Here is a 25,604-nt window from a genome sequence, read left to right as displayed (position 1 = left end):
TGGTCCATCGGGGACTATATAACAAAAAAGGAGAGGACGATATGAAGAAGAGTGCGAAACGAATTTTTGCAGGCGCTATGGCAGCGGCAATGATGCTTTCGTTGACAGCATGCGGCGGAGGCAGTTCAACGGAAACAACGGCAGCGGCAACAACGGCAGCAGCTGGAACTGAGACAGCAGCACCGGCAGGTGATCAGGAGAAGGTTGTTAAAATTGCATATACTTCAGACCCGGGTTCCCTTGGAACATTCGATGAGGGATCTTCCAGCGGACGTTGGACAGTTCTGGCGTATACATATGAGAACCTGATCTATATGGGTGGTGATGGTGAGTACTACGGAATACTTGCGAAAAACTGGGCAAAGAATGAAGCGGAATCTACTCCGACAAACGTGGTATGGGATATCGAACTTTACGATTATATTAAAGATACAGCGGGAAACAATATTACCGCAGACGATGTAGTATTCAGCTTTAACGAGTGTCTTGAAAATGGTAAAGGAAACCAGCATACAGCATTGACCGGTTCCCTTGTATCAATTGAAAAGACCGGCGATTATACAGTAAAACTTGTGTGCAATAGTGAGGCAGCAGGAGAAGTTGAGAATATGCTGACTCAGGTTATGATCGTTTCAGAGAAAGCATACAAGGACAGCGGAGACTGCATGAGAACCATGCCGGTTGCAACCGGCCCATACAAGGTTGAGTCCTGGGTAACAGGTTCTTCCCTTACACTTGTAAAGAATGAAGACTACTGGCAGAAGGAAGATCTTCGTGTTGAGTGTCAGGAACAGAATGTCGATAAGATCGAATATTATTTCGTTACAGAGTCCTCTCAGATCGCAATCGGACTTGAGACCGGTATTTATGATGTTGCGACCTCTCTGAACTATTCAAATGCAAGCCGCTTTATGGAAGGCGGAGAGAGTGCTGCGAACTTTAATGTAGAAGAAGCCCGTGATAACTATATTCAGCAGATGTGGGTCAACCGCTCTACAGAAAGTCCGTTAAACGATCTTAAAATTGCACAGGCTGTTCTTTACGCAATTGACCAGCAGGGACTGATCAATGTGGTTATGGAAGGCCATGGTGAGCCGGTTTACTGCTATGGCAGTGATTTAAACATTGGATTCCAGGAAAAATGGAAAACAGAGGATTATTATAACTATAATCCGGAAAAAGCAAAAGAACTCTTAAAGGAAGCCGGAGTTGCTGATGGAAGTCTGAAACTTACAATTCTTTGCGATACAGATGAGGTTCGTGTAAAGACTGCACAGATCATTCAGGCATACTTAAAAGAAGTTGGAATTGACAGTGAGGTTACATCCTTTGAACAGGCTCTCTGGAATACATACCAGACAGACCCGACTAAGTTCGATCTTAATATTTCTTATAACTCCGCATACGGTTATATTACCCGTATCTGGAACCAGTTAAACAGCACACGTTACGCAGAGCATAACATGGCAATGGTAAGAGATGACAAACTGGACAATCTCCTGATGACAGCGGCTGCTTCTCAGGATGATGCGGACATTGATGCTGCAAAGCAGTACATGGTTGAAGAAGCTTATCATTATGGTCTCTTCCATAAAGACAACTACTATATTACAAACAAGAATAAGATTACAGGTGCAAAATACAGCATCCGTTCCAACTTCCTTCCGGGCGCATCTACTTACGTTTGGAACTAAGCTTATGGAATAAAAATGAATGAAAATTGCAATGCAGTTTTTATAGTTACATGACAACAATCATCGGCGTGCAGGAACCATATAGTTGGATTCGGCACGCCGATTCCTAAAAACAGAGGTATTTGGGAGGAAGAAGAATGATCAGATTTATTGGCAAACGAATTCTGCAGATGATACCTGTAGTGCTGCTCGTTGCGACATTGATCTTCGGTATTCTGTACCTGGTTCCCGGTGATCCGGCGCAGATCATGCTGGGGAGTACAGCGTCGGAATATGAACTTGCGGAGATGAGAGAACAGCTTGGTTTAAACAGACCATTTATTGTGCAGCTTGGAGAGTTCTTATCAGACGTATTTCTTCATTTTGATCTGGGTGAATCTTATCTGACAGGTGCTCCGGTTGCGGGAGAAATTATGCAGAGACTTCCAAGAACACTGATTCTGGGAATTGCCTCAATGGTATTAGCGTTTGGTATCGGAATCCCGCTTGGCGTAACGGCAGCGGTTCACCAGAATGGCTGGGGAGACAGAATCAGCATGATCATTGCGCTTCTCGGCGTTTCGATTCCAACATTCTGGCTTGCAATGCTGTTTGTACTCTTATTTTCATTAAAACTTGGCTGGTTCCCAGCAAGCGGAATCGGCGGTTGGGAGTATTATGTGCTTCCGACAGTTTCACTTTGTTTCGGTGGTCTTGCCACTCAGGCACGACAGGCGAGATCAAGTATGCTTGAGGTCATCCGTGCGGATTATGTTGTCACAGCGCGTTCAAAGGGACTGACCCAGCGAGAAGTTATCTTAAAACATGCACTTCCGAATGCATTGAACCCGATCATTACACTGGCAGGAACAAACCTTGCGGTTATTTTCGGCGGTTCCATTGTTATCGAAAACGTATTCTCATTTCCGGGAATCGGCCAGTATATGATTACGGCGATCAATCAGCGTGACTATCCGATCGTTCGTGGCTGCGTTGTCATGCTTGCAGTAGTATTTGCGGTAATTATGCTGTTAGTTGACCTATGTTACGCGTTTAATGATCCGCGAATCAAGGCGCGTTACGAGAATCAGGGCAAAAAGAAGAAACCGAGCAAGGAGGGAAAATGATGGCGAAGGACAATACATATAAAAAAGAAAATGCGTTTCTGGTCCTCGCAAAACGGATGTCCAGAAACAAAAACGCAATGTTTGGTCTGACATTATTTGTGATCCTGGTTCTGGCGATTATCATTGTCCCGATCGTTTCTCCGTATCAGTATGATAAGATGGACGTCATGGCAATCAAGCAGGGACCGTCATCTGCGCACCTGTTTGGCACAGATGATCTCGGAAGAGATATTTTTACCAGAGTCTTTTACGGCGGAAGATATTCCTTAAGTATCAGTATTGCGGCAGTATTATTTTCAACTGCTATCGGTACAGTCGTTGGAGCAATCGCAGGATATTTCGGTGGTGCAGCCGATACGGTCATTATGAGACTTCTGGATGTTATTCAGGCAATTCCTTCGATGCTTTTAACGATCATTATTTCCGCGGCTCTCGGTGTTGGAATTGATAAAACAATTATTGCGATTGCAGTCGGAACGATTCCTGGCAATGTCCGCCTCTTAAGAGGAACGGTTATGCAGACACGTGAAAACCAGTATCTGGAAGCTGCAGAAGCAATCGGATGTAGTACTGCAAGAAGAATTATGAAGTATGTTATTCCCAACAGCTGGTCTCCGTTGATTGTCGCTGCGACAATGGGCGTTGCAAAAGCGATTTTGGAACTGGCGGCTTTGAGTTACATAGGTCTTGGCGTACAGCCGCCGACTCCTGAATGGGGAGCAATGCTGGCAGGCGCAAGAGGATTCCTTCGTGATTATCCGTACATGCTGATTTTCCCTGGATTATTTATCGCAATTTCAGTTCTCTGCCTGAACATGTTTGGTGATGGACTGCGCGATGCACTTGATCCGAAGTTAAAGGACTAAAGAGGGGGACATGTTATGAGCGAAAAATTTTTAAAGGTGGAGGATCTCGTTGTTGAGTATCGTACAGGTGGAAAAGTTGTACATGCGGTCAACAATGTTTCCTTTGAATTGGAAAGAGGAAAAACTTTAGGACTTGTGGGCGAGACCGGCGCAGGAAAGACAACCATTGCGAAAACGATTCTTCGTGTTCTTCCGGACGCTCAGGCGAAGGTCAAGAGTGGAAAGGTCATTCTGGATGGTGTGGATCTTTTATCTCTCAGCGAGGCAGCAATGAGAAAGGTCCGCGGCGGACAGGTCACGATGGTATTTCAGGATCCGATGACAGCGTTAAACCCAATCATGAAGGTTGGAGAGCAGATTGCGGAAGTAATTCGAAAACATCAGACAAGAGAAGATAAAACCGCAAGAGAGATGGCCGAAGATATGCTTGCTATGGTTGGTATTCCGAGAGAACGTTATGGAGAATACCCGCATCAGTTTTCAGGTGGAATGAAGCAGCGAGTTGTTATCGCAATGGCACTGGCCTGCAATCCACATCTTCTTCTGGCAGATGAACCGACGACCGCGTTGGATGTAACGATTCAGGCTCAGGTTCTCGATATGATGGATGACCTGAAGAAGAAATACAATACAGCCATGATCCTGATCACCCATGATCTCGGTGTTGTTGGAAGAATGTGCGACAATGTGGCAGTGATCTATGCCGGTGAAGTTTTGGAATATGGTTCAAAAGAGGAGATATTCCTTCACCCGCAGCATCCATACACCATCGGCCTTTTCGGAGCAATTCCGGATCTTTCTGTAGATACGCGGAGACTTGCCAATATTGAAGGACTCCCACCGGATCCGACAGATCTTCCGACAGGATGCTGTTTTAATCCGAGATGTCCGCATGCGACGGATAAATGCAGAACGATAAAATTCCCGCTGACAGAAGTAAGACCGGGGCATTTCTGCAGCTGCCCATATTGTGAAGCAGCAGAAAAGGAGGATTAGTATGGCACTTGTAGAGGTAAAAAACTTAAAAAAATATTTCTATGGTCCCAAAGGTGCTGTTCATGCGGTAGACGACGTAACGATGAATATTGATGCCGGAGAGACAATGGGTGTTGTAGGAGAATCCGGCTGTGGAAAGTCAACTCTTGGAAGAACGATCATCCATCTTCAGAAGAGTACGGGGGGATCTGTTCATTTTAATGGAAAAGATATTACAAATCCGACACCGCAGGAACTGAAAAAATTGAGAAGTGATGTTCAGATCATTTTCCAGGATCCGTATTCATCCCTGAATCCTCGAATGACAGTCGAGGATACGATTAAGGAACCGCTCTTAATTAGTGGAAAATGCGACAAGCAGAATGTAGACGCAGAGACAGAACGTCTGATGGATATGGTGGGTATTGCGAGACGAATCAAGATGAGCTACCCGCACGAACTGGATGGCGGAAGAAGACAGAGAGTAGGAATTGCGAGAGCGTTGGCTCTGGATCCAAAGTTCATCGTATGTGATGAGCCGGTATCCGCACTGGACGTTTCCATTCAGGCACAAATTTTAAATCTTTTGATGGATCTGCAGGAAGAACATGGACTTGCGTATATGTTTATTACGCATAATATGTCTGTAGTACGCCATATTTCACATAATATTTCTGTTATGTATCTGGGGCAGCTGGTAGAGACAAGTCCGACGAAAGAATTGTTTGCGGAGCCGCTTCACCCGTATACAAAAGCTCTTTTGTCCGCAATTCCGACAACAGATATTCTGCATCCAAAGGAAAGAATCGTATTAAAGGGAGAGATCACATCACCGATCGATCCGCCGCCGGGCTGCCGGTTTGCAGATCGCTGCGTTTATGCGACAGAAAACTGCAGAAAGCCACAGAAACTTGAGGAGATCAAACCGGGACATTTTGTATCCTGCTGCAGAGTACGTGAGATCAATTCTCTTTAAAAGTTGTGAGTTGGATAAACAGGGAGGTCATCATGGAAAAATATCAGAGCTTTCATTTCAGTCCGCTTAATAACCGTTCGATGCTGATGCCCAGAATTCCAAAAGGAACAGAGTATCATGTGGACAGCAGCAGGCTTGTAAACCCGTTTGAACCGATTCCGGAGGAAGTACTGAAGGGAAGAGCTCCATATAGCCTGTTGAATTCCGGATTTTTCAAGAAGGAGATAGAACTGGAAGGCGCAAAACGGCCGTATGGACTTTATGCACCGCAGAATCTTTGGTCAAAAGGTGCCTGCGCAGTGATTTTTGCGGAAAGTGGTGTCACAGCAGAAGAATTTATAAAGACAGGAAACTGGAAACAACTAGCAGATAAATATCTTGTCTCGCTGCTGATCCTGGAGAGCCCGAAGTGGGAAAAAGAACAGATTGAAAGAGAATTTGACTATGCATGGACGACTGTTTATCACGAATTCAGTAAGAGACCAACGGTCGATATCTGTGAGTCGTTTTTCTATCCGATCGGTTTGGGGGACGCCGCTGGCATAGCTGCCGCGTTTGCGCTTACATATAGTGCGACATTTCCGGCATTTGCGGTATGCGGAGACTGCAGCGTGGATCCAGAACTTCTTAATGTGTTGAGAAAATTACCGTCCGATGGAATTGATACATGGAAGAAAACAGAAATTGCAATGCCGGGATTTCTCATTGATAAGAAGGGAAATGCTGAAGCTGTATTCGAGTATATAAAAGAGATCAACCGCGTGAAAGAAGAAAATCTGATCAATCAGTATGGAAGCGTATATCTGGAGCAGCCGAGACGCGGAGCTTATTATGTAAACGAGCAGCCGATTTCGCAGGTATGGCTTGCGGATGAAAATAGTACAAAGAAATTTGACCAGAATGAAATAAATGAAGCAATGCTTCGGTTTGTCCTTCGTTTTTCCCTGTGGGGCGGATCTGGAAATAACCATCTGCGGCCGAAGAGAAGCTGGGAGGAAATCGGAGTAATAAGAGTAGAGAAAGAAATCGCAGGACTGCCAAGGTACTGGGATATCTATGTACCTTCCTGCTATAGGCCGGATGACAAAAAGGAATATCCGCTTGTTGTAGCAATTCATGGATTTTCCTGCAGCCCGGAATATTTTGAACAGACAAGTGACTGGCACCGGCTTGCCGAGGAACGTGGATTTTTTGTAGTTTATCCAGCCGCGTATCCGAGAAATGTAGGGAGAAGCAGATTTCCACTTCCAGGCTGGTGTGTTTGGCCGATCGATCAGGAAGGTGTGGACGAATCCGAATATTTCAAGGTAATGCTGGATGATATGGAAGAAAAGTATCCGATCGATAAGAAACGGATTTATGCGGTCGGACATTCTAATGGCGGACGGATGACACAGAGGCTTTCAAGGACAATGCCGGAACGATTTGCGGCATTTGGGCCGACGGGTGCACTGGGCGGCAAGTCGGCGGACGCAATCGAACCGATCGATGATCATATGAAATGCCCAATTGCGTTTATGATGGGCGAGTATGATATGGCTTCTCCGTCAGTGGAGGAAGGAAGTATTGCCCGAGAGACTTTGAAAGCATACTGCCGTGCAAACCATATGACGCCGCAATTTGAAAACTGGTATGATAATGGAATTTATCATACGTTGGTGATGTATGATAAGGATCATGTTCCTATGATCCGATATACGATCATGAAAGGCTGCCCGCATACCTATACCGGAGAGATGGCACAGCTTACCTGGGATACATTCTTATGCCATTTTACAAGAGAGGCTGACGGAAGTATTCAATATCATGGATAATGACTGCTGCAATGCAGGAAGAGGTAAAGATTATGGGAAAATATGAGAGCTTTCATTTTAGCCCGGAAAATAACCGATCGATCTTAATGCCACGGGCACCAAGAGGAACAGAATATCACCCGCCGAAACGGAACAGACACAGAGAATTGTTTCCGCCGATCCCGGAAGATAAATTAAATCATAGCAGCCCGTATTATCAGTGTAATCTTGGAATTACAGAAAAAACGATCGTGATAAATGGCCAGGAGCGGAAATATGCAATCTATGTGCCGGATGGAATGATCTCAAAGGGAGCAGGGATTTTTGTATTCCCGGAAAATGGGACGAACGCGGAAGCATTTATTCATTCTGAAAACTGGATCGCACTGGCGGAAAAATATCATACAGCTTTGGTAGTATTTGAAAGCAGCCAATGGGACAGAGAACAGATTGATAAAGAATTTGATTATGCGTGGGAGATCATCACATTAGAATTTGTGCAGCGGCTGACAGTCGATATCTGTGAATCCTATATGTATGTTATGGGATTCGGTGCCGGTGCGGAAATTGCCGCGGCATTTGCCCTGACGTACAGTGCGACGTTTGCAGCTTTTGCGGCTGATGGAAACTGTGCGGTAGATCCTGAATTGCTGGAGATACTCGGAAAACTTCCATCGGATGGAGATTTGACATTAAAGAAAACAGATATTGCGATTCCCGGATTCCTGATTGACCGAAGTGGAAAAGCAAAGGAAACATTCGAATATATGAGGACGATTCTTCGGGCTAAAGAAGAAGGTCTGGCAAATGCATATGGAGAAGTTTATCTGGAGCAGCCGGAGCGCGGACAGTATTATGTTAATGCACAGCCTGTTGCACAGGCATGGCTTGGAAATTCCGAGAGTGTGAGTGAGGTATCACGGGAAACACTTAATGAAGAAATGATAAAATTTGTCCTGCGGTTTTCACGCTGGGGCAGTTTTGGAAATAACTGTTTAAGGCCTATGAGAACGCAGGAGGAGATTGGGGTTGTACGAGTAGAACAAATCGTAGAAGGTCTGCCAAGATATTGGGATATCTATGTTCCGTCCGGATATCGATCTGGAGATGGAAAAAAGTATCCTCTCGTTGTGGCGATTCATGGCATGTCCTGCAATGCAGAATATTTTGAACGTACCAGTGACTGGTATCGCCTTGCAGAAGAGAGAGGTTTCTTTGTATGCTTTGCGTCAGCATATCCTTATAATGACGGACTGGCAAAATTTCCGGTTCCGCACTGGGCGTTGGAATCAATGGGAGTTCCGCTTCATGATGAGGTGCCTTATTTTGAGAAAATGCTGGATTACATGGAAAAGACATATTCGATTGATCCATCCAGAATCTATGTGACAGGACATTCTAACGGTTCACATATGACGCAGGAACTGGCGCGGAGAATCCCGGAACGGTTTGCCGCTTTTGCTCCAACCGGGGCAATGGACGGGTGGGATCCACAGGTACGGCCATTGGAAGGCTGCGCACAGAGACCGGTATGGTTTATGCTTGGAGAATATGACATCGCTTCCGTATCGCTGGATCCGGGTACAATTGCGAGAGCAACACTTGAAAATTACTGCCACAGCAACGGAGTAGAACCGGGGTTTGAGAATTGGTACGATAATGGAAAATATCATACATTGGTAATGTATGATCAAAATCATGCTCCGATGGTGTGCTTTACAGTCATTCGAAGCTGCCCGCATACCTACACAGCAGAAATGGCGCAGCTTACGTGGGATCACTTTATGTGCCATTTCCGCAGAAATGAAGACGGAAGTATCCGCTATGACGGCTGAAACAGAAAAACAACAGAGAAGGCAGGCTGACAGAGAATATAGAGGTGAAAGTGGATGGGCGACAGGTACATTTGGGGAGTGCAGCTTCTGGTAGAAGATGTGCCCGGTGCGAAAAGATGGCTTTGTGAAAATTTGTTTTTTGTGGAAGAAGAACATAAAGGGATGATTTGTCTGCGTAATGGAAATTTCCGGTTGGTTTTAAGAGAAGACAGGGAACATCTCGCAGACAAATACGGGCCGGATGATATGTGTCTGGGATTCCGACATATTGCGTTGGAGACACATGACATCGAGGCGGCGATTGCATATTGCGAAAGCCGGGGATTAAATCTGCAGCTCGGAGAAAACGGAGGACCGCGGTATAGTGGAAAAGTATATGGAACAGGAATGAATTATTTCAACATTATATCGGGATATGGATTTACGATAGAGGTCAGCCAGAAGCTGCACAAAAAGATTCCGCCGAACAGGACACCGATCTGTGGTCTTGAACATGTGGGACTACAGGTTTCAGACCTGTCTGCTGCAATTCAATTTTATGAGAATCTGGGATTCACCGCGTGCTTTGATCCGGTTGTAAATCATGTGGACGGACATACGATTCTCTGCTGTATGGTTGCTGCCGGTGAGATGGTAATTGAGATTTATAAATTTCATGATTTACCGGAACTTTCTGTCCAGAGACATCCGGTAATTGAGAGGCTTATTCTCGGAGGAAATGACTACTTGTCCGGGACAGCTCTGGAGAGAGTAAAATTTATGGAGGAGAAGGCATGTACGATATAACAGCACTGGGTGAAATCCTGATTGATTTTACGTATCAGGGAATCGGCAGAAACGGACAAAAACTATTTGCACAGAATCCAGGTGGAGCGCCGGCGAATGCGTTGACATCAGCGGCTCGTTTTGGGGCAAAAACCGCATTTCTGGGAAAAGCCGGAACGGATATGCATGGACGGTTTTTAAAGGAGATTTTAGAGAAGGAACAGATCGATACGAGAGGCTTTATCCTGGATGAAAGATATTTTACAACGCTCGCGTTCGTGGATCTGTCACCGGAAGGAGAACGTACCTTCTCATTTGCGAGAAAGCCAGGGGCAGATACGCAGATCACAGAGAAAGAACTGGATATGGAAATTCTTGGGAACACGAAAATATTCCATGTTGGTTCTCTGTCTTTGACGTCGGAACCGGCACGCAGCACTACGTTTGCAGCAATAAAGGCAGCCAAGTCAGCAGGCGCAGTCATCTCTTATGATCCGAACTACAGAGCAACGTTGTGGGAGAATGTGGAAACAGCAAAGCGCGAAATGAAAAGTTTGATTCCATTTGTGGATGTAATGAAAATTTCGGATGAGGAAACAGAACTTCTAACAGATGAGAAGAAACCGGAGCAGGCTGCAAAAGTGCTGATGGAGAAGGGAGTAAAACTTGTAGCAGTTACCCTTGGAAAAGACGGCGCATATATAGCAAATGCAGAAGGCGGAAAGAGAGTTCCCGGATTTGAAAGTAATGTGGTAGATACGACCGGAGCTGGAGATGCATTTTGGGGAACATTTCTTTATAAACTCAGTCAGTCAAATGAATCCATCAAAAAAATTACATTAGATATGGCGGTAGAATATGCCGGATTTGCAAATGCAGCGGCATCACTATGTGTAGAAAATTTCGGTGGAATTCCATCGATGCCGTTGCTTGCAGATGTAGAGAAGCGAATGAAAATGAAATAAGAATGTTGGGTGCGGGAGTCTCTGAAATGTGGGACTCCCGTTTTTATGCGATAAGAAAATAATGAAATAAAAACAGATGACCATTTTGCTGACGTCAGCAAAATGGTCATCGCTGGAAAGAAGACTTTTTTATTGTACAAATAAGCGTTACGACTGCGCACCCAAAACAGTCGATCAGCACGTCTGTAAACCGCCCTGCGCGGCCCGGGACAAAGAGCTGGTGGAATTCGTCGGTGCAGGCGTAGAGGAAGACGATGGCGAGAGCGGTGAGAAGACGGCGTTTCATATTTAATGGCTGGTATGTAAAATGAAGTCCGAAACGGACGGTGCAGTAAAATACAAGATATTCCGTTATGTGGGCGGTTTTCCGGACGGGGAAACTCATGAGTTCGATGAGTTCGGCATACTGTGCCGGATTCCCGCGGAAGAAACCGAGTTTCGTCCCGATCAGCAGGATCAGTCGGCTCACGGAATCGCTCATTTCCGTGGATTCGACGGCCGGCTTTGAGGAGAACCAGAAGATCGCGGCGGCGACAAAGAGTGCCGGAATCCAGGCGAGCAGGCGAAGATAGATTGATCGGTTGTTGTTGAAAGCATTTTCTGATGAAAATGCAGGAGTCGTTTTTGGTTGCTTGTTATTCATTATCATTTCTATATAAAATCTTATTTACAGTCTGTATCGTTCACAGCAATGGCCTTGAGGGCAGGAAATTCGAAGCAATACAATGGTTACGTTGTTTCATGGCAGATGCCAGCCGAGGTTTTTGCCCCAATTTCTTACAGGGAAACATCCTCCTTCGCCCGCGCCCGTCGATCCATGATCGAGTGGATCACTGGGACCATGAAAATTGCAACAATTCCACCTGCAAATCCATTATTATATAAATTCATGCCTCCATACACAATTCCGACATTTAAGGCGACGGAGGAGTGAAGGAATCCGGCGAGAAGTCCGACAAACACACCGAATTCTCCGGCGATGGGTGCCAATGTGGTCGAGAATAAAAGCGCCAGTATCGGTGACGGGGCATTGATGGTCCAGTGTTTCGTAAAACTTGCGAGGAGAACGCCGAACATGATCGGAGCGATGTTTCGGATATGTTTTCCGGTTGCGGAGAAGCCGATGATCGTGAAGATCCCGCCGATCGTCGGTCCGTTTAACTCGCCGCCGACTCCGAGAACAAAGATTGTTGCGAACAGCCCGTTGAGCGCCATGTTGAGGACGGTTGCAGCGCCGCCGTTGTCACGGAGATAGTCGGTTCCGCCGATCCCGGAACAGGATAAGATCTTCCAGTAAGAGTCTCCAACGTTCTTTCCGCCAAAGAGGAACGCGGCTGCGATCATGGCAATAAAGAGACCGCAGAGGATCGCAAACAGAAGCTGGTTGTTGCCCTCAGACCAGATCAGGCGGGATTCGGTGGTGATCCCGAAGGATTTCAGCACGGATACGATAACAGTGGCGATGATACCGGAGGAGAATCCGACGTTATAGAGCGAGTAGCCCTTATGCGCATAGTGGACATGGGTGGATAACGGCGGCAGCACGAAACCGATGATGAGCCCGACCGCGAGACTTGCAATGAGCCGGACTGCATAGGGCAGATCCGAGATATACATGATCTGCGTGATGATCGGGGACAGGCTGGTGCCGTAAAAACCGATGTAAATGTAGCTGGACATGTGTTTTTTGTGATAGTGGGAATAGAGGTATACGCCCAGAAGAATTGCCCAGATATTTAAAAGGTTCTTTCCAAAAAGGGAAAACCCGAACATCAGGCAGCTCGACGTGATCGTGTGTCCGTCCATCTCCATTCCGAGAAAATAGATCGTCCAGATGCAAAGAAGAGTCAGCAGACCGGCGTTAATAAAGGAAGTCCCGATCCCGCCGATCAGAAAGTAGTCTGTGATTAGGAAATCCGGTTCTTTGATGATCGTGATGAGACCGGGGATGATCTCAGTGACAGGCTGCAAAAACAGGCCGACGATCATGAAATAAATAGGGATCAGAGACAGAAGCCGGAACTTCTGAAGTCTTGTGAGTGGGTGGGAAATTGTCATGTACGTGTCCTTTCGAGAAAATAATATATGTGGGAGTATGTGAATGCACCATGTGTATCTTGAGATCATGAAGAAAATCTGGAAAACAGTGAATGCACGTTTTTTAGTATACCGTAATAATGGGAAAATAGGAAGAGTTTCCGCAGGGGACGGATGGAAAATGTGGATATTTTGCTCCGGGTTTCAAAAAACAAAAATAACCGCCCCTGTCCTTAGAAAACAGGAGCGGTTATTTTCGATAAACGTGTGAAATAAAATAAGATGCCAACAGAACATCAAACAGAGAACATCTGTCTGATCACATTGGGATTTACAAGGCGTCTTTCCGCGTACACCGGATCTTACTGGATAAACAGCGTATTCACATCCAGCTCGTTCTCGATCATGCCGGACTCATACATGAAGTCAGCAGTCTTCTGGAAACCTTCTTTGTCGGCGTCGGTGATCTCTGTGGAGAAATCGTAGTAGCCGTACATCTCTTTTACAGCGTCCACGTCGAGGTCAAGAGCTGCGGCAACAGTCTCCATGGTCTCGTCCTGGCTGTCAGCCATGTAGGATGCGATCTCGTCCTGTGCAGCAGTTAATTTCTCGATGACATCCGGATGCTCATCGTAGAACTTCTGGGTTGTTGCAACAGCGATCAGGGCGCTGATCAGGCCTTCACCGTCTGCAACGAGGTGGTAGCCCTGCTGTTCTGCATTGTAAGCAGTTGCGCCGGCGATCAGGGCAACATCAACGCTGCCGCCGTCAAGACCTGCCTTTGCGTCCGGGATGGTCATGTTTACATAATTTACATCGTCAAGAGTCATGTCTGCCTGAGCAAGGTAGGAGACAAGGAGCTCATGAAGGTTGGTACCTGTCGGTCCTGCGATCGTCTTGCCCTTTAAGCTCTCCGGAGTTGTCAGAGTCTCATCTTTGGAGTACATGCAGAATGCCTTCGGGGAACGGCTATACATGTTTAACACCTTGATGTCAGCGCCGTTTGCAGCAGAAAGGATCACGGAAGTTGCGCCTACTGCGTAAAGAACCTGAACATCGCCGGAAGCAAGAGCCTGTGTCTGGTCAGCACCGGAAGTAAGCTCTGCATACTCAACCGGAACGCCGAGCTCTTTCTCGAAGATTCCCTGGTCTTTTTCGATGATGGTCGGTACGTTTAACGGGGATGTCACATAAGTAACGGTGAGTTTGTCGATGGAAGTCGCTGTGTCAGATGCTGCAGCGGAAGTTTCCGCTTCTGTGGAAGCAGCTGCGGTTGTCTCTGCTGCAGAAGCAGCCTCTGTCTCTTTGCTTGTGGATCCGGAGCAGCCCGCAAGGGAAAATGTCATGCACGCCGCAAGTCCTAATGCGATCAGTTTTTTCATTTTGTGTTGTCCTCCTCATAATAAGTAGAAAATTAAATGTATGTGATATGCCTGAGTTGCAGGCGGATATCCATAAGAAGTCAAGAGATATTCGCAATCTGCTTTTGTTGCTTGTTCATAATCAAATAGCTGTTGCGCAACTTGTCAGAGATGGCTTGCTCCATCCCGATATAAGTAAGTCCCCGCCCATTGCTTATGCAATGCAGAGGTGTCCCTGACTTTGTTAAATTGAATTTTATATAAAATATATCTAATTAAGAAAATTCAACTGCTCTATAATCTCTCTCTTGAGCGCAATAAACTCCTCATCCAGCAGATTCCGCGCTCCGGCCGCTGCCTTTACCGGATAGACATGTTTCACGAGACCTTTTTCGATCACAACGATCTGGTCACCCAGGATCAGTGCTTCGTCGATGCTGTGGGTCACGAACATGATGCTGGAATGTTCCTTCTGCTGAACGCGGAGAAGTTCCCTCTGCATCTGTTCCCTCGTGAAATAGTCGAGAGCCGCAAATGGTTCATCCATCAGGATGAAGGTCGGTTCATATGCCAGTGCCCGCGCGATAGCCGCGCGCTGTTGCATGCCGCCGGAAAGCTGTGATGGGTATGCCTTTTCAAAGCCGGACAGGTTCACCGTGGAGACGATGTCCTGGATCTTCTCCTGATCGACCTGATTTTTCTTCAAACCGAAAATAATATTGTTCCAGACATTGAGCCATGGCATGAGCCGCGGTTCCTGGAACACAAAGGCGGTCTTGTGGGCGCCGTCCCAGCGAACCTCACCGCTGTCGGCGGATTCCAGACCGCCGGTGAGCCGCAGCAGAGTCGTTTTTCCGCAGCCGCTCTGACCTAAGATCACGGTGATCTTTCCTTCCGGGATTTCGAGATCGACGCCGTTTAAGACAGGAAACGTCCGGCCGTCAACCTGATATGTTTTATGAATGTCTTTTAATCTAATTCCAGCCATTTTCACCGGCTCCTTTCAGAAAGATGCTGATGAGAAGACCGAAGATCCGGTCTGTCAGATAACCTGCGATGCCGATGGTGAAGATGCCGACGATGACCTTGTCGGTCCGGGACATCTGCTGGGCAAACAGGATCATGTGTCCCAGACCGGTGGACGCTGCGACCATCTCCGCACCGATGATAGCGCGCCAGCTGTAGCCCAGACCGATGCGCATTCCTACGAGAATGTCCGCCATGGCGTAGGGCAGCATGATGCGGAAAAATTTTTGGCGTTCTGTGTAGCCAAACATGGTTCCAACCTCCAGAAGCTTCCGGTCACAGCCCGTAAATCCCTTGACGATGTTTAAATACATCGGGAAAAAGGAGGCCAGAACGATGATGACCGTTTTTGTAGTTTCGCCGATTCCGCACCATAAAATAAGTAGCGGGATCATGCTGAGCGGCGGTACGTTCTTGAAGAACTGCACCAGGTACTCATAGTAACCTGCGGAGGCCGGAATCATCGCCCGCAGCATGCCGAAGGCAAATGCCAGGATAAAGGCGATTACAAAGCCTTTTCCAACGCGCAGGAAGCTGATCCTTAAGTCACGGAAGAGTTCACCGCTTTGCAGCATTTTGCAGAAGCTCTGGAAGACCCGCCCCGGGGACGGGAGCACATAGGAACTTAAGATGCCCGCGCGGCAGACGATATACCAGACGGTGAAGACCGCCAGGATACCGATGAGCGGTGGGAAATATTTTTTAAATTTCTGATTCATCGCACTCCATCTCCTCTGTGGCAGCCCTGAACGCAGTATAAAAGCTCGATCAGTCTTGCATCCTTCCATTCATTTCCGGTTACATAGGATTCGATCGCTGGGCGGCCGGACTTACTGACCACTGGAAACGGCAGGTCCTTAAAGAATCCAGGCGGGATCGGGCTTGCGTCCGGCGCAGGTTCCATCGGTTCGCTGATTGATGCGAGAAAGCTGTTCCACGGTACGAAATGTGTGTCTTTTAATTCCAACTTATTTCCCATATCAGCTAAGATCCGGCATGGAGTCGTGATGATCTTTTCACCGTTCGCAAGATCCGGACGTTCTGCCAGTTCTCTCGCACAGTGGATCAGGATCGGCTCAATATCCGCGATCCGGATTTCAGGCTGCAGGGAATGTACCAGAGATACCGCTGCCGGACATCTCGCGTCCGCAAAAGTTCCATCTGCATGTTCCAAAAGCTCCCGGTACTTCCGGAGCACGATCTCGCCCCAGCTTTCCTGACAGACCACTCGCGTCAGGTCATGCTTCTTAAGCAGCTTTTCAAGTGCCGCCGCCGAGATCATCCTCTCCGATACCGGATTGATCCATAGATATGTCAAAGTAAAACCCCTTTCAATTAGCTGTAGCTAACTAACGGTATTCAGCATAGCAGATGAGTAGGGAAATGTCAATTGGGAATGGAGGTCTTTTATAGTTGAGGAGAATTTTAACTTGACAATCATAATATATAATGACATAATGACTATATAATAACATGTCAATAAATACCAAGGAGGAAAGTGAATATGGCTCCTAAAACAATATTAAGCAATGAGGATCTTGGAAAAAAAATAAAAGTCAGGCGCAATGAACTTAGACTCACAATTGAAGAAGCGGCTTCGCGAGCGGGCGTAGGTGTAAAAACCTGGTGCCGCTATGAATCAGGAGGCTCTATTCGAAAAGATAAATGTAAAGGAATTTGTAAGGCTCTAAACTGGCGCAGTTTTCCTGACAATGCAGGCAGTGAGCCGGGGAAAAATTTGATTGAAGAATACAAGGGACATGAAGCATGGTCACAGTTTTTAGCAGATAACTATGGAGTTAAAGCAGCTGTGTCTTTTGCCGTAGGCAGTGATGTCCTGCTTGATTATATTGAACAGGATCTATCAGATCTTGCATCTATGCCTGTGGGTTCTCATATTGGTCAATTAAACACATCGTTTATTAAGATGGATCTTCCTGCACAGTTTCTGATGAGATATACGTATGATTTTCTTTATCAAATGAAATGTACACTTGTTCATTTGCGCAGAAGTTTAAGTACTGGGAGAATGGTTAAAGCACATACAGTTATGGAAGAACTCATTATTTATTTATGTAATGAGGAAGCAATGGCGTTTATGGAAGTCAGCGATGAACGGGTAGCAACAGATAGTAAAAATTTGGGCTATTCAGAGGACTGGGTTTTTGACATGTTTGATGATGAAGATATTATTACTTTTTTATATTCCAATAGTAATTTAGAGGAAGATCATCCGTATTTTTTCACGCATTGGAATGAACAGCAATTTTATATGGATAATGAATAAGAGATAGTGTAAGATTTAGGGAGATAGTATGAATAAAAATGATACAATGAAATGGGAAGACATTTATAAAGTCTGGAAATGGGAAATGTGTAAATTTCCTGTTTTATCAGCTCAAAAGTACTGTTTAAAAACAGAAATTTCTAAACCGCGATTTGGACCGTGTTACAGCTTCAACTGGATTGAAAAAGAAAGAGAGAAGGAATCTATTGAATCTGATGTAGCGGCCCTAACTTCAGGACGAATGGAAATTGAAGCAGGGTGGAGCAAAGGAACAATTAGAACGGCTGCCTTGTTATGTTCTTGTGAAAAGGAAGAAGAGTTTGCTGCTGTTTGGATTTGTGCATTTGTGCTTTCTTTGACGCGGGGAAGATCAGGCGGAGATGAGACTCATAGAAATGCATTTAACTTGGAATATGAGGCAGCTCCTGTGTTTGCGAGAAAATATGGCTATTGGCATTCAAATTCAAGAGAATTTTTCCCGGAATTTTATATTCCTATGGAATTGTTTTGGGAAGATAAAAAATTGTCAGTATCCGCTCTTGTAAAATTGGCAGCACTCAATGCAGCAGTGGTAATAGGAAATTATACTCCTGTTGAGTACAAAAAAATATAACCTGTTAAATATGAAAGCAGCTGAAGAAGGGAAAGCCAATAAAATTAAAATAGGAAGTGAATGTATGGATATTAAAAGGCATGTTTACCAGACATTACTCAAATGGAAAAATGACAATTGTCATACGACACTAGAGGTTAATGGTGCGAGGCAGGTAGGAAAGACGTATATCATTAACAAATTTGCAGATGAAAATTTTAGTCATAAAGTGTATATAAACTTATTTGAACTGAGCGGAGAACAGTTCCTTTCCTGCTATCAAAAGGCATGCGATTGGCAGCCGGGAGAGGGACCGCGCCCTCAAGCTCCGCTACATGATGCATTTCGTCTGTTTGATGAAAATTTTTCAGACACAGAGGACACCGTTATTATCATAGATGAAATTCAAGAGTCAGCAGAAATTTATAACCGAATTCGTGAATTCACACGACAGTTTCGGTGCCGCTTTATTGTTACAGGCAGCTATCTTGGAAGAATCTATGAACCGGAATTTCGGTATTCAAGTGGGGATGTTACAAGTATTCAAATCTATACCTTATCATATGAAGAATTTCTGGAAGCAGCGGATACGGATCTATTTGAAAAATATAAGCTGCTTGGAAAAAAACTGGATTCAGTGACAGGGGCAGAATTAAAATCATGGTATGATATATATTGTCAAATTGGTGGTTATCCATCTGTTGTTCGTGAATACTTAAATTCGAAAAGTATAGAGCGAGCACGGAGTGAATTGATTAGAATCATTGATACCTTTATGAATGAATCAATTCGTTATTTTACAGATGTTCTTGACACCCAGGTATTTACGGATATTTTTCTTTCAATTTGCAGGATACTTGGCAGAGAAAAAAAGGGACTTGAAGAAGATAGTATCAGTGAAGAACTTCAAAAATTGGTAACAAGAGACTATTCCAGCAATATTAGTAAGGCAGTCTGCAACCGGGCAATTAGTTGGTTACGTTTTTGCGGCGTAATTGGATTTTGTGGGAAAATTATAGAAATGGACATTCTAAATTTTAAACCAGGATGCAGATGTTATTTTATGGATCTGGGATTAGCAAGTTATTATATGGCGCGAGTTGGGGCTGCACAAACAGAAATTGCAGGCATGCTGAGTGAAAACTTTGTATATATTAATTTGAAGAAGCGGCAGGATTTTCCAGAAGAAATTGCCTTTGAAATGCCAGCATTTGCGACTTTTAAGGGTGTAGAAGTAGATTTTGTGGTACAAGGTCTGAAGTCCTCCCGGAGATATGCAATAGAAGTGAAAACTGGAAAACATATTGGAAATACGGCAAAAAAAGTATTGGAATCGGGAAAAGCTGATTGTTTATTGTATTTGAAAGGTGATACGTTAGGGGGGCAGGAAGGAAAAATAGAGACCGTACCCATTTATCTTCTGGAAAAATTGAATTTTTAACTTGAAATCTTAGAAAGGCAGTGATATACTTTCAAACGTTGCTAAGCCCGCAAAAACCAAGGTCTTAAAGGGCTTTCGCCGATTCCCGGCGTAAGGTCATATACTTGCAGTATATGCCTTCCGCGGCATTCGTCAGATGTACATGCGAGCATGTCCGCCTGACTCATTGCTGCGCGAAAATGAATCGAGTGTTCGTGACCTTCCACTCGTAAAACAAAACTTACTATGGATAAAAAATGCAACAGTTTAATGGTGTTTACATGGGTTTGGACATGGGAATTAGTGAGCAATGTGACTTGTAAAAAGTTTAGTGATGTTCATGGATGTTTATGTGTAGCTGTGTAAAAAATGTGTAGTAAATTATATACTGGATAATATGAAAAGAGATCAGACAGAGGTTGTCTGATCTCTTTTTTTACCAGTGGATTCAATATGAAATAAAGACTTTACAGGTGATCGGCAACAAGAGCGAGGGCCTGGATCGTTCGCAAATATTTTTCGTATTGAATTGTCCCGGATTTTTTTGCTTCTTGAAGAGTGTTGGAAATGACTTCATCTATAGAAGGAAGTTCTTCACTGAGTAAATAATCGGCACTAATAGAGAGGGCTTTACAAATTGATACAAAGGTCTCGAGAGACATAATTTTGATTCCACGTTCGATATTGCTGTAAAAAGAGGGCGATATGCCGCATTTTTCAGCTGCGGTTTCCTGAGATAAACCCAACTCTGTTCGGCGGAGTCGTATACGCTTTCCAAGTTCGTAATAATCGATGTCTTTCAAGTGTCGTCCTCCTTTAAAATCTATAGATAATATTTTAATGAGAGTTAAGATAAATAATAATATCCCATAAGAATAATAATTGCCTATTAGAATGCTAAATGCTATACTGAAGGTGGAAATTATTTATGAGACATGCCGGAGGGAGGAACAGGTATGAAAAAAATATGTACAATAGTAGGTCTTTGTCTGGTATTGGCTGGATGCAGTGCTGCAACAAGCGCATCAAAGGAAGTTGTTGATCAAGTTGCAAATGTAGTGCAAGCGGAAGACAAACATGTCCTTATGGTGAAAAATGGTCATCCACAGTCATATCCTAATTGTCCGTATGGAAAGGTGTTTGACGAATTTTTCGGGTCACCTACATGGACGTATTTTAATGCAGATAGTGGAGAAGATGTAGTTGAATTTACTGGGTATTGCACCTATCGCGATGCAGAAGTTAAGGCAAGATTGCAGTTCATACTAAATGAGGAAGAAGGAACTTTCCAATCAGGGGCGTTATCATTTAATGATGTCCCACAAATAGAGTTGGTTACGGTCTCGATGATAGAAAAAGCATTTCAATCATATATGGAAAATCATCAGATTACAGATGATCAATCAAACTTGGAAAATGATCTAGAGCAAGTGTTTGATAATGAAACTACCGCCGAAACTTCTTCAGTTGAGACAACTGAAGAAACAGAGAAGGAATATTCAAATGATAATCCTTATAAGGATTCTATTCTTTTATGGAAAAGCTATTTTGAACCATTAACAAGTGAAGACTGTATCGGATTGTCTAAGGATCAACTTCGTATAGCGAGAAATGAAATATATGCAGCACACGGCAGAATATTTCAGGCAGAGGATTTAAGACAATATTTTCAGAGCAAAGAATGGTATCACGGAACATTAACAAGTGACCAATTTGATGAAAGTGTTCTGACAGATGTTCAGAAGAAAAATCTGGATCTGATCAAGGCAATAGAAAATGGAAATCCTAATTATGCGGAAAGAGGTTTGACAATAGATGATCCTCAGGCAATTCCGCAGGCGATAGGTTTATATACTTATTATTTAGACCCAACAGATAAGTCAAGCAGAAGAATGGAACTAGATATAGATTCTGACGGATTTATTTCAGTTTCGTTTTATGAGGGAGACTTTCAACTGCAAAGAAGCATAGATTTATTTAATATGAATGATCAAGAATATGTAGATTCAGATGGTGAAATCGGAATTTACTTCGACAATTATGGTGAAACAGCAACATATTGTAATACAAATGATGACCCGTATAGCGGGACTTATACATTTTGCAGGTAGTGAGAAAAACATTTGGCATTAAAGTATTTTTTGCATGGAAGAGGAAAAATATGAATATTATTGAGATAATCATTGCGATAATTATATTTGTAGGAATCGGTAACTGGATATTACATTTAGCAGGGACTGTTTTGAAATGGATTCTAATAGGAATAGGAATCATTTTATATATTGCATTTTATCAAATTACTATTCCTGTTACAGTTATTATTCTTGCTTTTATGGCAATAAGAGAGCTTATAAAAAAAGCAAAAATTCGTCAAGGGCTTAAAAAAAGACAAAAAGCTAATAAGAAATGGCTTAAAGATAATAAAGAAACATTTGCGATGCAAGATGTTGATAAATTTTTAATTGCATTAGTGGAAAATGTATATGAAGCAGACAAAAATATGCCCGGATATAAATTTAAAATTGATTCATTACCGTACGGTAGAATCAATGCATTTTTAAGCTATTTTGGAAGAAATATTGATAATACAGAGGTATATTATTATTCTTGTATTCCGGGAAAAAAGAAAAACGATCTTCGAGAATATGGAGTCATTATTGCAAGATCAGGTATTTTTGTATCACAGGAAGATTCGTCTGCTAGAGGAGTAATTGACCAAACTTTACTATTTTCCGGATTAAAAGAAATATCAAATAACAAAAACAGTATTTTTGCAACTAATATTTCGAAACAGAATTTTGATGATTGTAGATCAAGAATTGACATCCCATCTAATACTATAGATATAAATTCAATAATGTATTTGTGTAAAAGAGTTATAAATAGTAAGGTAAGTGCTGCTTATTATGAAAATAATATTACAGACTTAGTTCAGGTTGCAGAGAATAAGTTTGGGCAAACTCAACATATGGGAAAAAAGAAAAAATATGTTGAAAATATAGCAGTAAGTAAAACATTACATAATCAACAGAATGCTTATCAGGAAACTAAAGGGTACATGGGAGCAGCTCAATCACACGGGTATGCAGCAGAATATGCAAATAATACATTTGACAGATTAATAGGACATACAACTGAATCGACAGCTCAAGTTTTAGACGAACATGGTAGGCAGGTTAAAAATGGAGCAGATCGCACAGTAGATGGAGCGGAAATTCAGACAAAATATTATAAAACAGCAAAAGAGAGTGTTTATGCTGCCTTTGAGGAAGGGAAAGCTAACTATATTGGAAAAGATGGTAAGATGATGCAAATAGAAGTTCCAAGAGACCAATATTATGAAGCACTTGAATATATGCAGAAAAAGATAGATTCTGGTCTGGTTCCCAATATTGAACCTGGAGAACGTGCAGAAAACTATATTCGAAAAGGATACGTTACATATGCTCAAGCACATAATATTTGTTTAGCTGGAACGGTAGAGGGCTTGGTTTGTGACTTGGGAAATGGAGTGATTACTTCCACAAATCTAACAGGAATCTCAGCACTTATAGTATTTGCAGAAGCTATTTGGAATGGAGAAAACATAGACGATGCTATAAATGAAGGTTTATCAACAGGCGTAAAAATACTTGGTAAAGGAGCTTTTGCATATGCATTATCGATGCAGTTATCAAGAAAAGAATGGGCAATACCGTTTCAAAAAGAATACCTGAGTGATGGAATTTTAAAAGGGCAAGCTAGCACAATAAATCCTATTGCAGACATGAGCAATAAGCTTGCCACTCAAATTCAAAATTCTAATCTTGCGCATAGTGATATAGGAAAACGCTGGGGATTAGATGCAATAAATGGTCAACAGATTATAGTTACTGGTGTAAGCGTAGCAACATATTTTGGACCAGATGTTTATAGGGCAATGAGTGGTAAAATTTCCACAGATCAGTTGACAAAAAATACGTTAATTACAGCTGGAGGAATTGTAGGTGGTGCGTTATTGGAAGGTATTTCGGTAGCCGGAGGAATTATAGGAGTTGCGGCAGGAAGATGGGTTGTTCAGACGGTTATGGATCAGTTTATTGAAGATGATAAGGTCAAAATGTTCAGAATATTGAAAGAGGAATATCTGGATACAATTTCCATTGCAGGTTTAACAGCGGAAGAATTAGAAGAGGTGACTAATAATACGATTGCAAATCCTAATTTGGAAAAAATTCTGGAAAATATGTTTATGTCAGGAATGAGCCGTCAATATGCACGCGAGGCTATTATGAGCGAGGAAATTGTTCTGGTTATGGCAAAGAGAAATAAAGTGCATGAAACTGATTTTGAACGAGGAATGCAAAGCTTATTAATGAAGAGCGCATAATAAATCTAAGTAAGAATTACCGTGAAGAGGAGTTGGAAATGCAAGATTTCTAACTCCTCTTTTGTTACCTAAAAGCTTCAGATATCACTAATAATGAATTATTTTAGTATTTGTGATAAATATATTCAAGCAAAGCCTCTCTTGGAATCTTCCAGCGATTTCCAATCCGAAATCCTTCGATATTCTTATTATGAAGTAAGTCAAGCAAAGAGTTTTTCCCAATCTTTAAAACTTCGCGACATTCATTAAAAGTTAAGATGTCGGGTGTGTTGTCTAACATGATATCATCCTTTCAAAAATGGCAGTTATTGGTTTGATATTGTTTATTAAAGTGTTTATTGGATTCTGATAAGCAGTACCGTTTGGAATTTCAATGATACATTATTTTTGTGAAATAAATTATAAAAAGGAGATGAGAATCATGAAGACAGGAATCAATATTTTAAAGATGGCGGGAAAAGTTTCCGCCAAATTTATTATCTGGCTTGCAGACATTTTAAAGAAATAAGAAAAACGAAAGGAGAAAAGTATGCCAGCGAATGTAGAAAACATGTTTTATACCAGAGAGAAGCCGTGGCACGGATTAGGGACCAGAGTGGAGAATGCTCTGGATTCAAAAGAAGCTCTTGTAGCTGCTGGCCTCGACTGGAAAGTTATTCAGAAACCAATCATGACCGACGATGGGAATATGATCCCGGGATTCAGAGCCAATATCCGTGATACGGATCAGCAGGTCCTTGGGGTTGTTACCGAGCGTTATAAAGTAGTACAAAATGAAGACGCCTTCGCCTTTACAGATCAACTGTTGGGCGAAGGCGTTTCTTATGAGACGGCAGGATCGTTGCAGAATGGACGGCGTACCTGGATCCTCGCAAAGTTACCGCAGAGATATATCATTAGCGGTGATGAGATTGAGCCGTATCTGGTCTTTATGAATTCCCATGATGGAACCGGAGCAATTAAAGCAGCCATAACTCCGATCCGGGTTGTCTGCCAGAATACATTGAATCTTGCACTGAATACAGCGAAGCGTGTGTGGTCCACCAATCATACCGGAGATATGAACGGAAAGATTATGGATGCAAGGGATTCTCTGTTCTATGCGGAGAAGTATATGGCAGAACTTGGAAAAACGATTGAACGCATGAATCAGATCAAGCTTTCTGATCGACAGATCAAGGAATATATTGACGCCTTATTTCCCATTTATGAGAATCCGACACCACAGCAGACAAAAAATCTTCTGCGGATGAAGGAGGACATGATGGCAAGATACTATGATGCGCCAGATCTTAAAGATGTGGGAAAGAATGGTTATCGGTTTATCAATGCAGTTTCTGACTTTGCAACTCATGCAAAGCCGCTTCGTACAACAGCAAATTATAAGAAAAATCTCTTTGCGAGAACGATAGAAGGAAATACAATGATTGACCGGGCCTGCGAGCTTTTAAAAGCAGCATGACGGACAGAGTGATGGGGACAGAACACCAAGAACGTGATTCTGTCCCTTTTTCTTTGTTGGAAATGATTTTGCTTG

23 protein-coding genes are annotated in these 25,604 nt (G+C 43.3%); 15 read left to right on the top strand and 8 right to left on the bottom strand.

The genetic code is table 11. The annotated features are described in order from the left end of the window. Positions 1 to 41: 41 nt before the first annotated feature. From GPK90_RS00795 to GPK90_RS00755, 9 genes are all read left to right on the top strand, one after another. Positions 42 to 1,694, top strand: a complete 1,653-nt coding sequence (locus GPK90_RS00795; protein WP_215701896.1) for an ABC transporter substrate-binding protein — start codon at positions 42 to 44, stop codon at positions 1,692 to 1,694. 137 nt (positions 1,695 to 1,831) lie between these two features. After that, positions 1,832 to 2,800, top strand: a complete 969-nt coding sequence (locus GPK90_RS00790; RefSeq protein WP_117515180.1) for an ABC transporter permease — start codon at positions 1,832 to 1,834, stop codon at positions 2,798 to 2,800. Beyond that, positions 2,797 to 3,666 (top strand): ABC transporter permease, encoded by an 870-nt coding sequence (locus GPK90_RS00785; protein ID WP_118531481.1) that lies wholly within the window; start codon positions 2,797 to 2,799, stop codon positions 3,664 to 3,666. The genes GPK90_RS00790 and GPK90_RS00785 overlap by 4 nt, the downstream gene beginning before the upstream one ends. A 15-nt stretch (positions 3,667 to 3,681) precedes the next feature. Beyond that, positions 3,682 to 4,662: an ABC transporter ATP-binding protein gene (locus tag GPK90_RS00780; RefSeq protein ID WP_117551935.1), complete on the top strand. Its 981-nt coding sequence runs from the start codon at positions 3,682 to 3,684 to the stop codon at positions 4,660 to 4,662. Between the two features lies 1 nt (position 4,663). Further along, positions 4,664 to 5,617 (top strand): ABC transporter ATP-binding protein, encoded by a 954-nt coding sequence (locus tag GPK90_RS00775; protein ID WP_117551933.1) that lies wholly within the window; start codon positions 4,664 to 4,666, stop codon positions 5,615 to 5,617. 32 nt (positions 5,618 to 5,649) lie between these two features. Continuing rightward, complete coding sequence (locus GPK90_RS00770; protein WP_117515188.1) at positions 5,650 to 7,431, top strand: CE1 family esterase; 1,782 nt, start codon at positions 5,650 to 5,652, stop codon at positions 7,429 to 7,431. A gap of 32 nt (positions 7,432 to 7,463) precedes the next feature. Continuing rightward, positions 7,464 to 9,245: a CE1 family esterase gene (locus tag GPK90_RS00765; RefSeq protein WP_215701895.1), complete on the top strand. Its 1,782-nt coding sequence runs from the start codon at positions 7,464 to 7,466 to the stop codon at positions 9,243 to 9,245. A gap of 192 nt (positions 9,246 to 9,437) precedes the next feature. After that, entirely contained in the window at positions 9,438 to 10,031 is a 594-nt protein-coding gene (locus GPK90_RS00760) for a VOC family protein (protein WP_215701894.1), read from the top strand. Then, complete coding sequence (locus GPK90_RS00755) at positions 10,019 to 10,975, top strand: carbohydrate kinase family protein (protein WP_215701893.1); 957 nt, start codon at positions 10,019 to 10,021, stop codon at positions 10,973 to 10,975. The genes GPK90_RS00760 and GPK90_RS00755 overlap by 13 nt, the downstream gene beginning before the upstream one ends. A gap of 106 nt (positions 10,976 to 11,081) precedes the next feature. On the opposite strand, the gene GPK90_RS00750 is transcribed toward GPK90_RS00755, so the two are convergent. The 6 genes from GPK90_RS00750 to GPK90_RS00725 form a co-directional block, all read right to left on the bottom strand. Continuing rightward, entirely contained in the window at positions 11,082 to 11,618 is a 537-nt protein-coding gene (locus tag GPK90_RS00750) for a VanZ family protein (protein ID WP_215701892.1), read from the bottom strand. Positions 11,619 to 11,752: 134 nt separating this feature from the next. Next, complete coding sequence (locus tag GPK90_RS00745; protein WP_118531495.1) at positions 11,753 to 13,033, bottom strand: DUF1576 domain-containing protein; 1,281 nt, start codon at positions 13,031 to 13,033, stop codon at positions 11,753 to 11,755. A gap of 341 nt (positions 13,034 to 13,374) precedes the next feature. After that, positions 13,375 to 14,394, bottom strand: a complete 1,020-nt coding sequence (locus GPK90_RS00740; RefSeq protein ID WP_215701891.1) for an ABC transporter substrate-binding protein — start codon at positions 14,392 to 14,394, stop codon at positions 13,375 to 13,377. A gap of 250 nt (positions 14,395 to 14,644) precedes the next feature. Next, positions 14,645 to 15,361 (bottom strand): ABC transporter ATP-binding protein, encoded by a 717-nt coding sequence (locus GPK90_RS00735; protein ID WP_215701890.1) that lies wholly within the window; start codon positions 15,359 to 15,361, stop codon positions 14,645 to 14,647. After that, a complete protein-coding gene (locus GPK90_RS00730; protein ID WP_215701889.1) occupies positions 15,348 to 16,118 on the bottom strand; it encodes an ABC transporter permease in 771 nt (256 codons plus the stop codon). Before GPK90_RS00730 ends, GPK90_RS00735 begins: the two co-directional genes overlap by 14 nt. Then, positions 16,115 to 16,717, bottom strand: a complete 603-nt coding sequence (locus GPK90_RS00725) for a hypothetical protein (RefSeq protein WP_215701888.1) — start codon at positions 16,715 to 16,717, stop codon at positions 16,115 to 16,117. The genes GPK90_RS00730 and GPK90_RS00725 overlap by 4 nt, the downstream gene beginning before the upstream one ends. A gap of 186 nt (positions 16,718 to 16,903) precedes the next feature. Here GPK90_RS00725 and GPK90_RS00720 point away from each other — a divergent pair, with 186 nt between their 5' ends. Genes GPK90_RS00720 through GPK90_RS00710 form a run of 3 tightly spaced genes read left to right on the top strand, consistent with a single transcriptional unit; the run spans position 16,904 to position 19,719 of the window. After that, positions 16,904 to 17,686, top strand: coding sequence for a helix-turn-helix domain-containing protein (locus GPK90_RS00720; RefSeq protein WP_215701887.1), 783 nt, complete (start codon positions 16,904 to 16,906; stop codon positions 17,684 to 17,686). A gap of 28 nt (positions 17,687 to 17,714) precedes the next feature. Next, a complete protein-coding gene (locus tag GPK90_RS00715; RefSeq protein WP_215701886.1) occupies positions 17,715 to 18,299 on the top strand; it encodes a hypothetical protein in 585 nt (194 codons plus the stop codon). Continuing rightward, a complete protein-coding gene (locus GPK90_RS00710) occupies positions 18,280 to 19,719 on the top strand; it encodes an ATP-binding protein (protein ID WP_486463656.1) in 1,440 nt (479 codons plus the stop codon). The genes GPK90_RS00715 and GPK90_RS00710 overlap by 20 nt, the downstream gene beginning before the upstream one ends. Before the next feature lie 446 nt (positions 19,720 to 20,165). Here GPK90_RS00710 and GPK90_RS00705 read toward each other — a convergent pair whose 3' ends face one another. Beyond that, positions 20,166 to 20,501: a helix-turn-helix domain-containing protein gene (locus GPK90_RS00705; RefSeq protein ID WP_215701885.1), complete on the bottom strand. Its 336-nt coding sequence runs from the start codon at positions 20,499 to 20,501 to the stop codon at positions 20,166 to 20,168. A gap of 153 nt (positions 20,502 to 20,654) precedes the next feature. Here GPK90_RS00705 and GPK90_RS00700 point away from each other — a divergent pair, with 153 nt between their 5' ends. After that, positions 20,655 to 21,809: a YARHG domain-containing protein gene (locus GPK90_RS00700; RefSeq protein ID WP_215701884.1), complete on the top strand. Its 1,155-nt coding sequence runs from the start codon at positions 20,655 to 20,657 to the stop codon at positions 21,807 to 21,809. 50 nt (positions 21,810 to 21,859) lie between these two features. Next, complete coding sequence (locus GPK90_RS00695; protein ID WP_215701883.1) at positions 21,860 to 24,067, top strand: hypothetical protein; 2,208 nt, start codon at positions 21,860 to 21,862, stop codon at positions 24,065 to 24,067. Between the two features lie 103 nt (positions 24,068 to 24,170). Here the strand turns inward: GPK90_RS00695 and GPK90_RS00690 are convergent, their stop codons facing one another. Next, entirely contained in the window at positions 24,171 to 24,347 is a 177-nt protein-coding gene (locus GPK90_RS00690) for a helix-turn-helix domain-containing protein (protein WP_215701882.1), read from the bottom strand. Between the two features lie 249 nt (positions 24,348 to 24,596). Here GPK90_RS00690 and GPK90_RS00685 point away from each other — a divergent pair, with 249 nt between their 5' ends. Continuing rightward, entirely contained in the window at positions 24,597 to 25,529 is a 933-nt protein-coding gene (locus tag GPK90_RS00685) for a DUF932 domain-containing protein (RefSeq protein ID WP_215701881.1), read from the top strand. Positions 25,530 to 25,604 lie beyond the last annotated feature (75 nt).

Origin of the sequence: Clostridium sp. MCC344 (genome assembly GCF_018785365.1) — a bacterium.
Taxonomy (GTDB): Bacteria; Bacillota; Clostridia; order Lachnospirales; family Lachnospiraceae; genus Pilosibacter.
This window is presented reverse-complemented; position numbering and strand designations above follow the sequence as displayed.

Excerpts from the sequence above, each read along its gene's own strand:
- GPK90_RS00775 (WP_117551933.1), top strand. The coding sequence starts at position 4,664 with ATGGCACTTGTAGAGGTAAAAAACTTAAAAAAATATTTCTATGGTCCC.
- GPK90_RS00795 (WP_215701896.1), top strand. The coding sequence starts at position 42 with ATGAAGAAGAGTGCGAAACGAATTTTTGCAGGCGCTATGGCAGCGGCA.
- GPK90_RS00700 (WP_215701884.1), top strand. The coding sequence starts at position 20,655 with ATGAAAAAAATATGTACAATAGTAGGTCTTTGTCTGGTATTGGCTGGA.
- GPK90_RS00755 (WP_215701893.1), top strand. The coding sequence starts at position 10,019 with ATGTACGATATAACAGCACTGGGTGAAATCCTGATTGATTTTACGTAT.
- GPK90_RS00685 (WP_215701881.1), top strand. The coding sequence starts at position 24,597 with ATGCCAGCGAATGTAGAAAACATGTTTTATACCAGAGAGAAGCCGTGG.
- GPK90_RS00730 (WP_215701889.1), bottom strand. The coding sequence starts at position 16,118 with ATGAATCAGAAATTTAAAAAATATTTCCCACCGCTCATCGGTATCCTG.
- GPK90_RS00735 (WP_215701890.1), bottom strand. The coding sequence starts at position 15,361 with ATGGCTGGAATTAGATTAAAAGACATTCATAAAACATATCAGGTTGAC.
- GPK90_RS00715 (WP_215701886.1), top strand. The coding sequence starts at position 17,715 with ATGAATAAAAATGATACAATGAAATGGGAAGACATTTATAAAGTCTGG.
- GPK90_RS00765 (WP_215701895.1), top strand. The coding sequence starts at position 7,464 with ATGGGAAAATATGAGAGCTTTCATTTTAGCCCGGAAAATAACCGATCG.
- GPK90_RS00745 (WP_118531495.1), bottom strand. The coding sequence starts at position 13,033 with ATGACAATTTCCCACCCACTCACAAGACTTCAGAAGTTCCGGCTTCTG.
- GPK90_RS00750 (WP_215701892.1), bottom strand. The coding sequence starts at position 11,618 with ATGAATAACAAGCAACCAAAAACGACTCCTGCATTTTCATCAGAAAAT.
- GPK90_RS00785 (WP_118531481.1), top strand. The coding sequence starts at position 2,797 with ATGATGGCGAAGGACAATACATATAAAAAAGAAAATGCGTTTCTGGTC.
- GPK90_RS00690 (WP_215701882.1), bottom strand. The coding sequence starts at position 24,347 with ATGTTAGACAACACACCCGACATCTTAACTTTTAATGAATGTCGCGAA.
- GPK90_RS00780 (WP_117551935.1), top strand. The coding sequence starts at position 3,682 with ATGAGCGAAAAATTTTTAAAGGTGGAGGATCTCGTTGTTGAGTATCGT.
- GPK90_RS00720 (WP_215701887.1), top strand. The coding sequence starts at position 16,904 with ATGGCTCCTAAAACAATATTAAGCAATGAGGATCTTGGAAAAAAAATA.
- GPK90_RS00740 (WP_215701891.1), bottom strand. The coding sequence starts at position 14,394 with ATGAAAAAACTGATCGCATTAGGACTTGCGGCGTGCATGACATTTTCC.
- GPK90_RS00790 (WP_117515180.1), top strand. The coding sequence starts at position 1,832 with ATGATCAGATTTATTGGCAAACGAATTCTGCAGATGATACCTGTAGTG.
- GPK90_RS00695 (WP_215701883.1), top strand. The coding sequence starts at position 21,860 with ATGAATATTATTGAGATAATCATTGCGATAATTATATTTGTAGGAATC.
- GPK90_RS00770 (WP_117515188.1), top strand. The coding sequence starts at position 5,650 with ATGGAAAAATATCAGAGCTTTCATTTCAGTCCGCTTAATAACCGTTCG.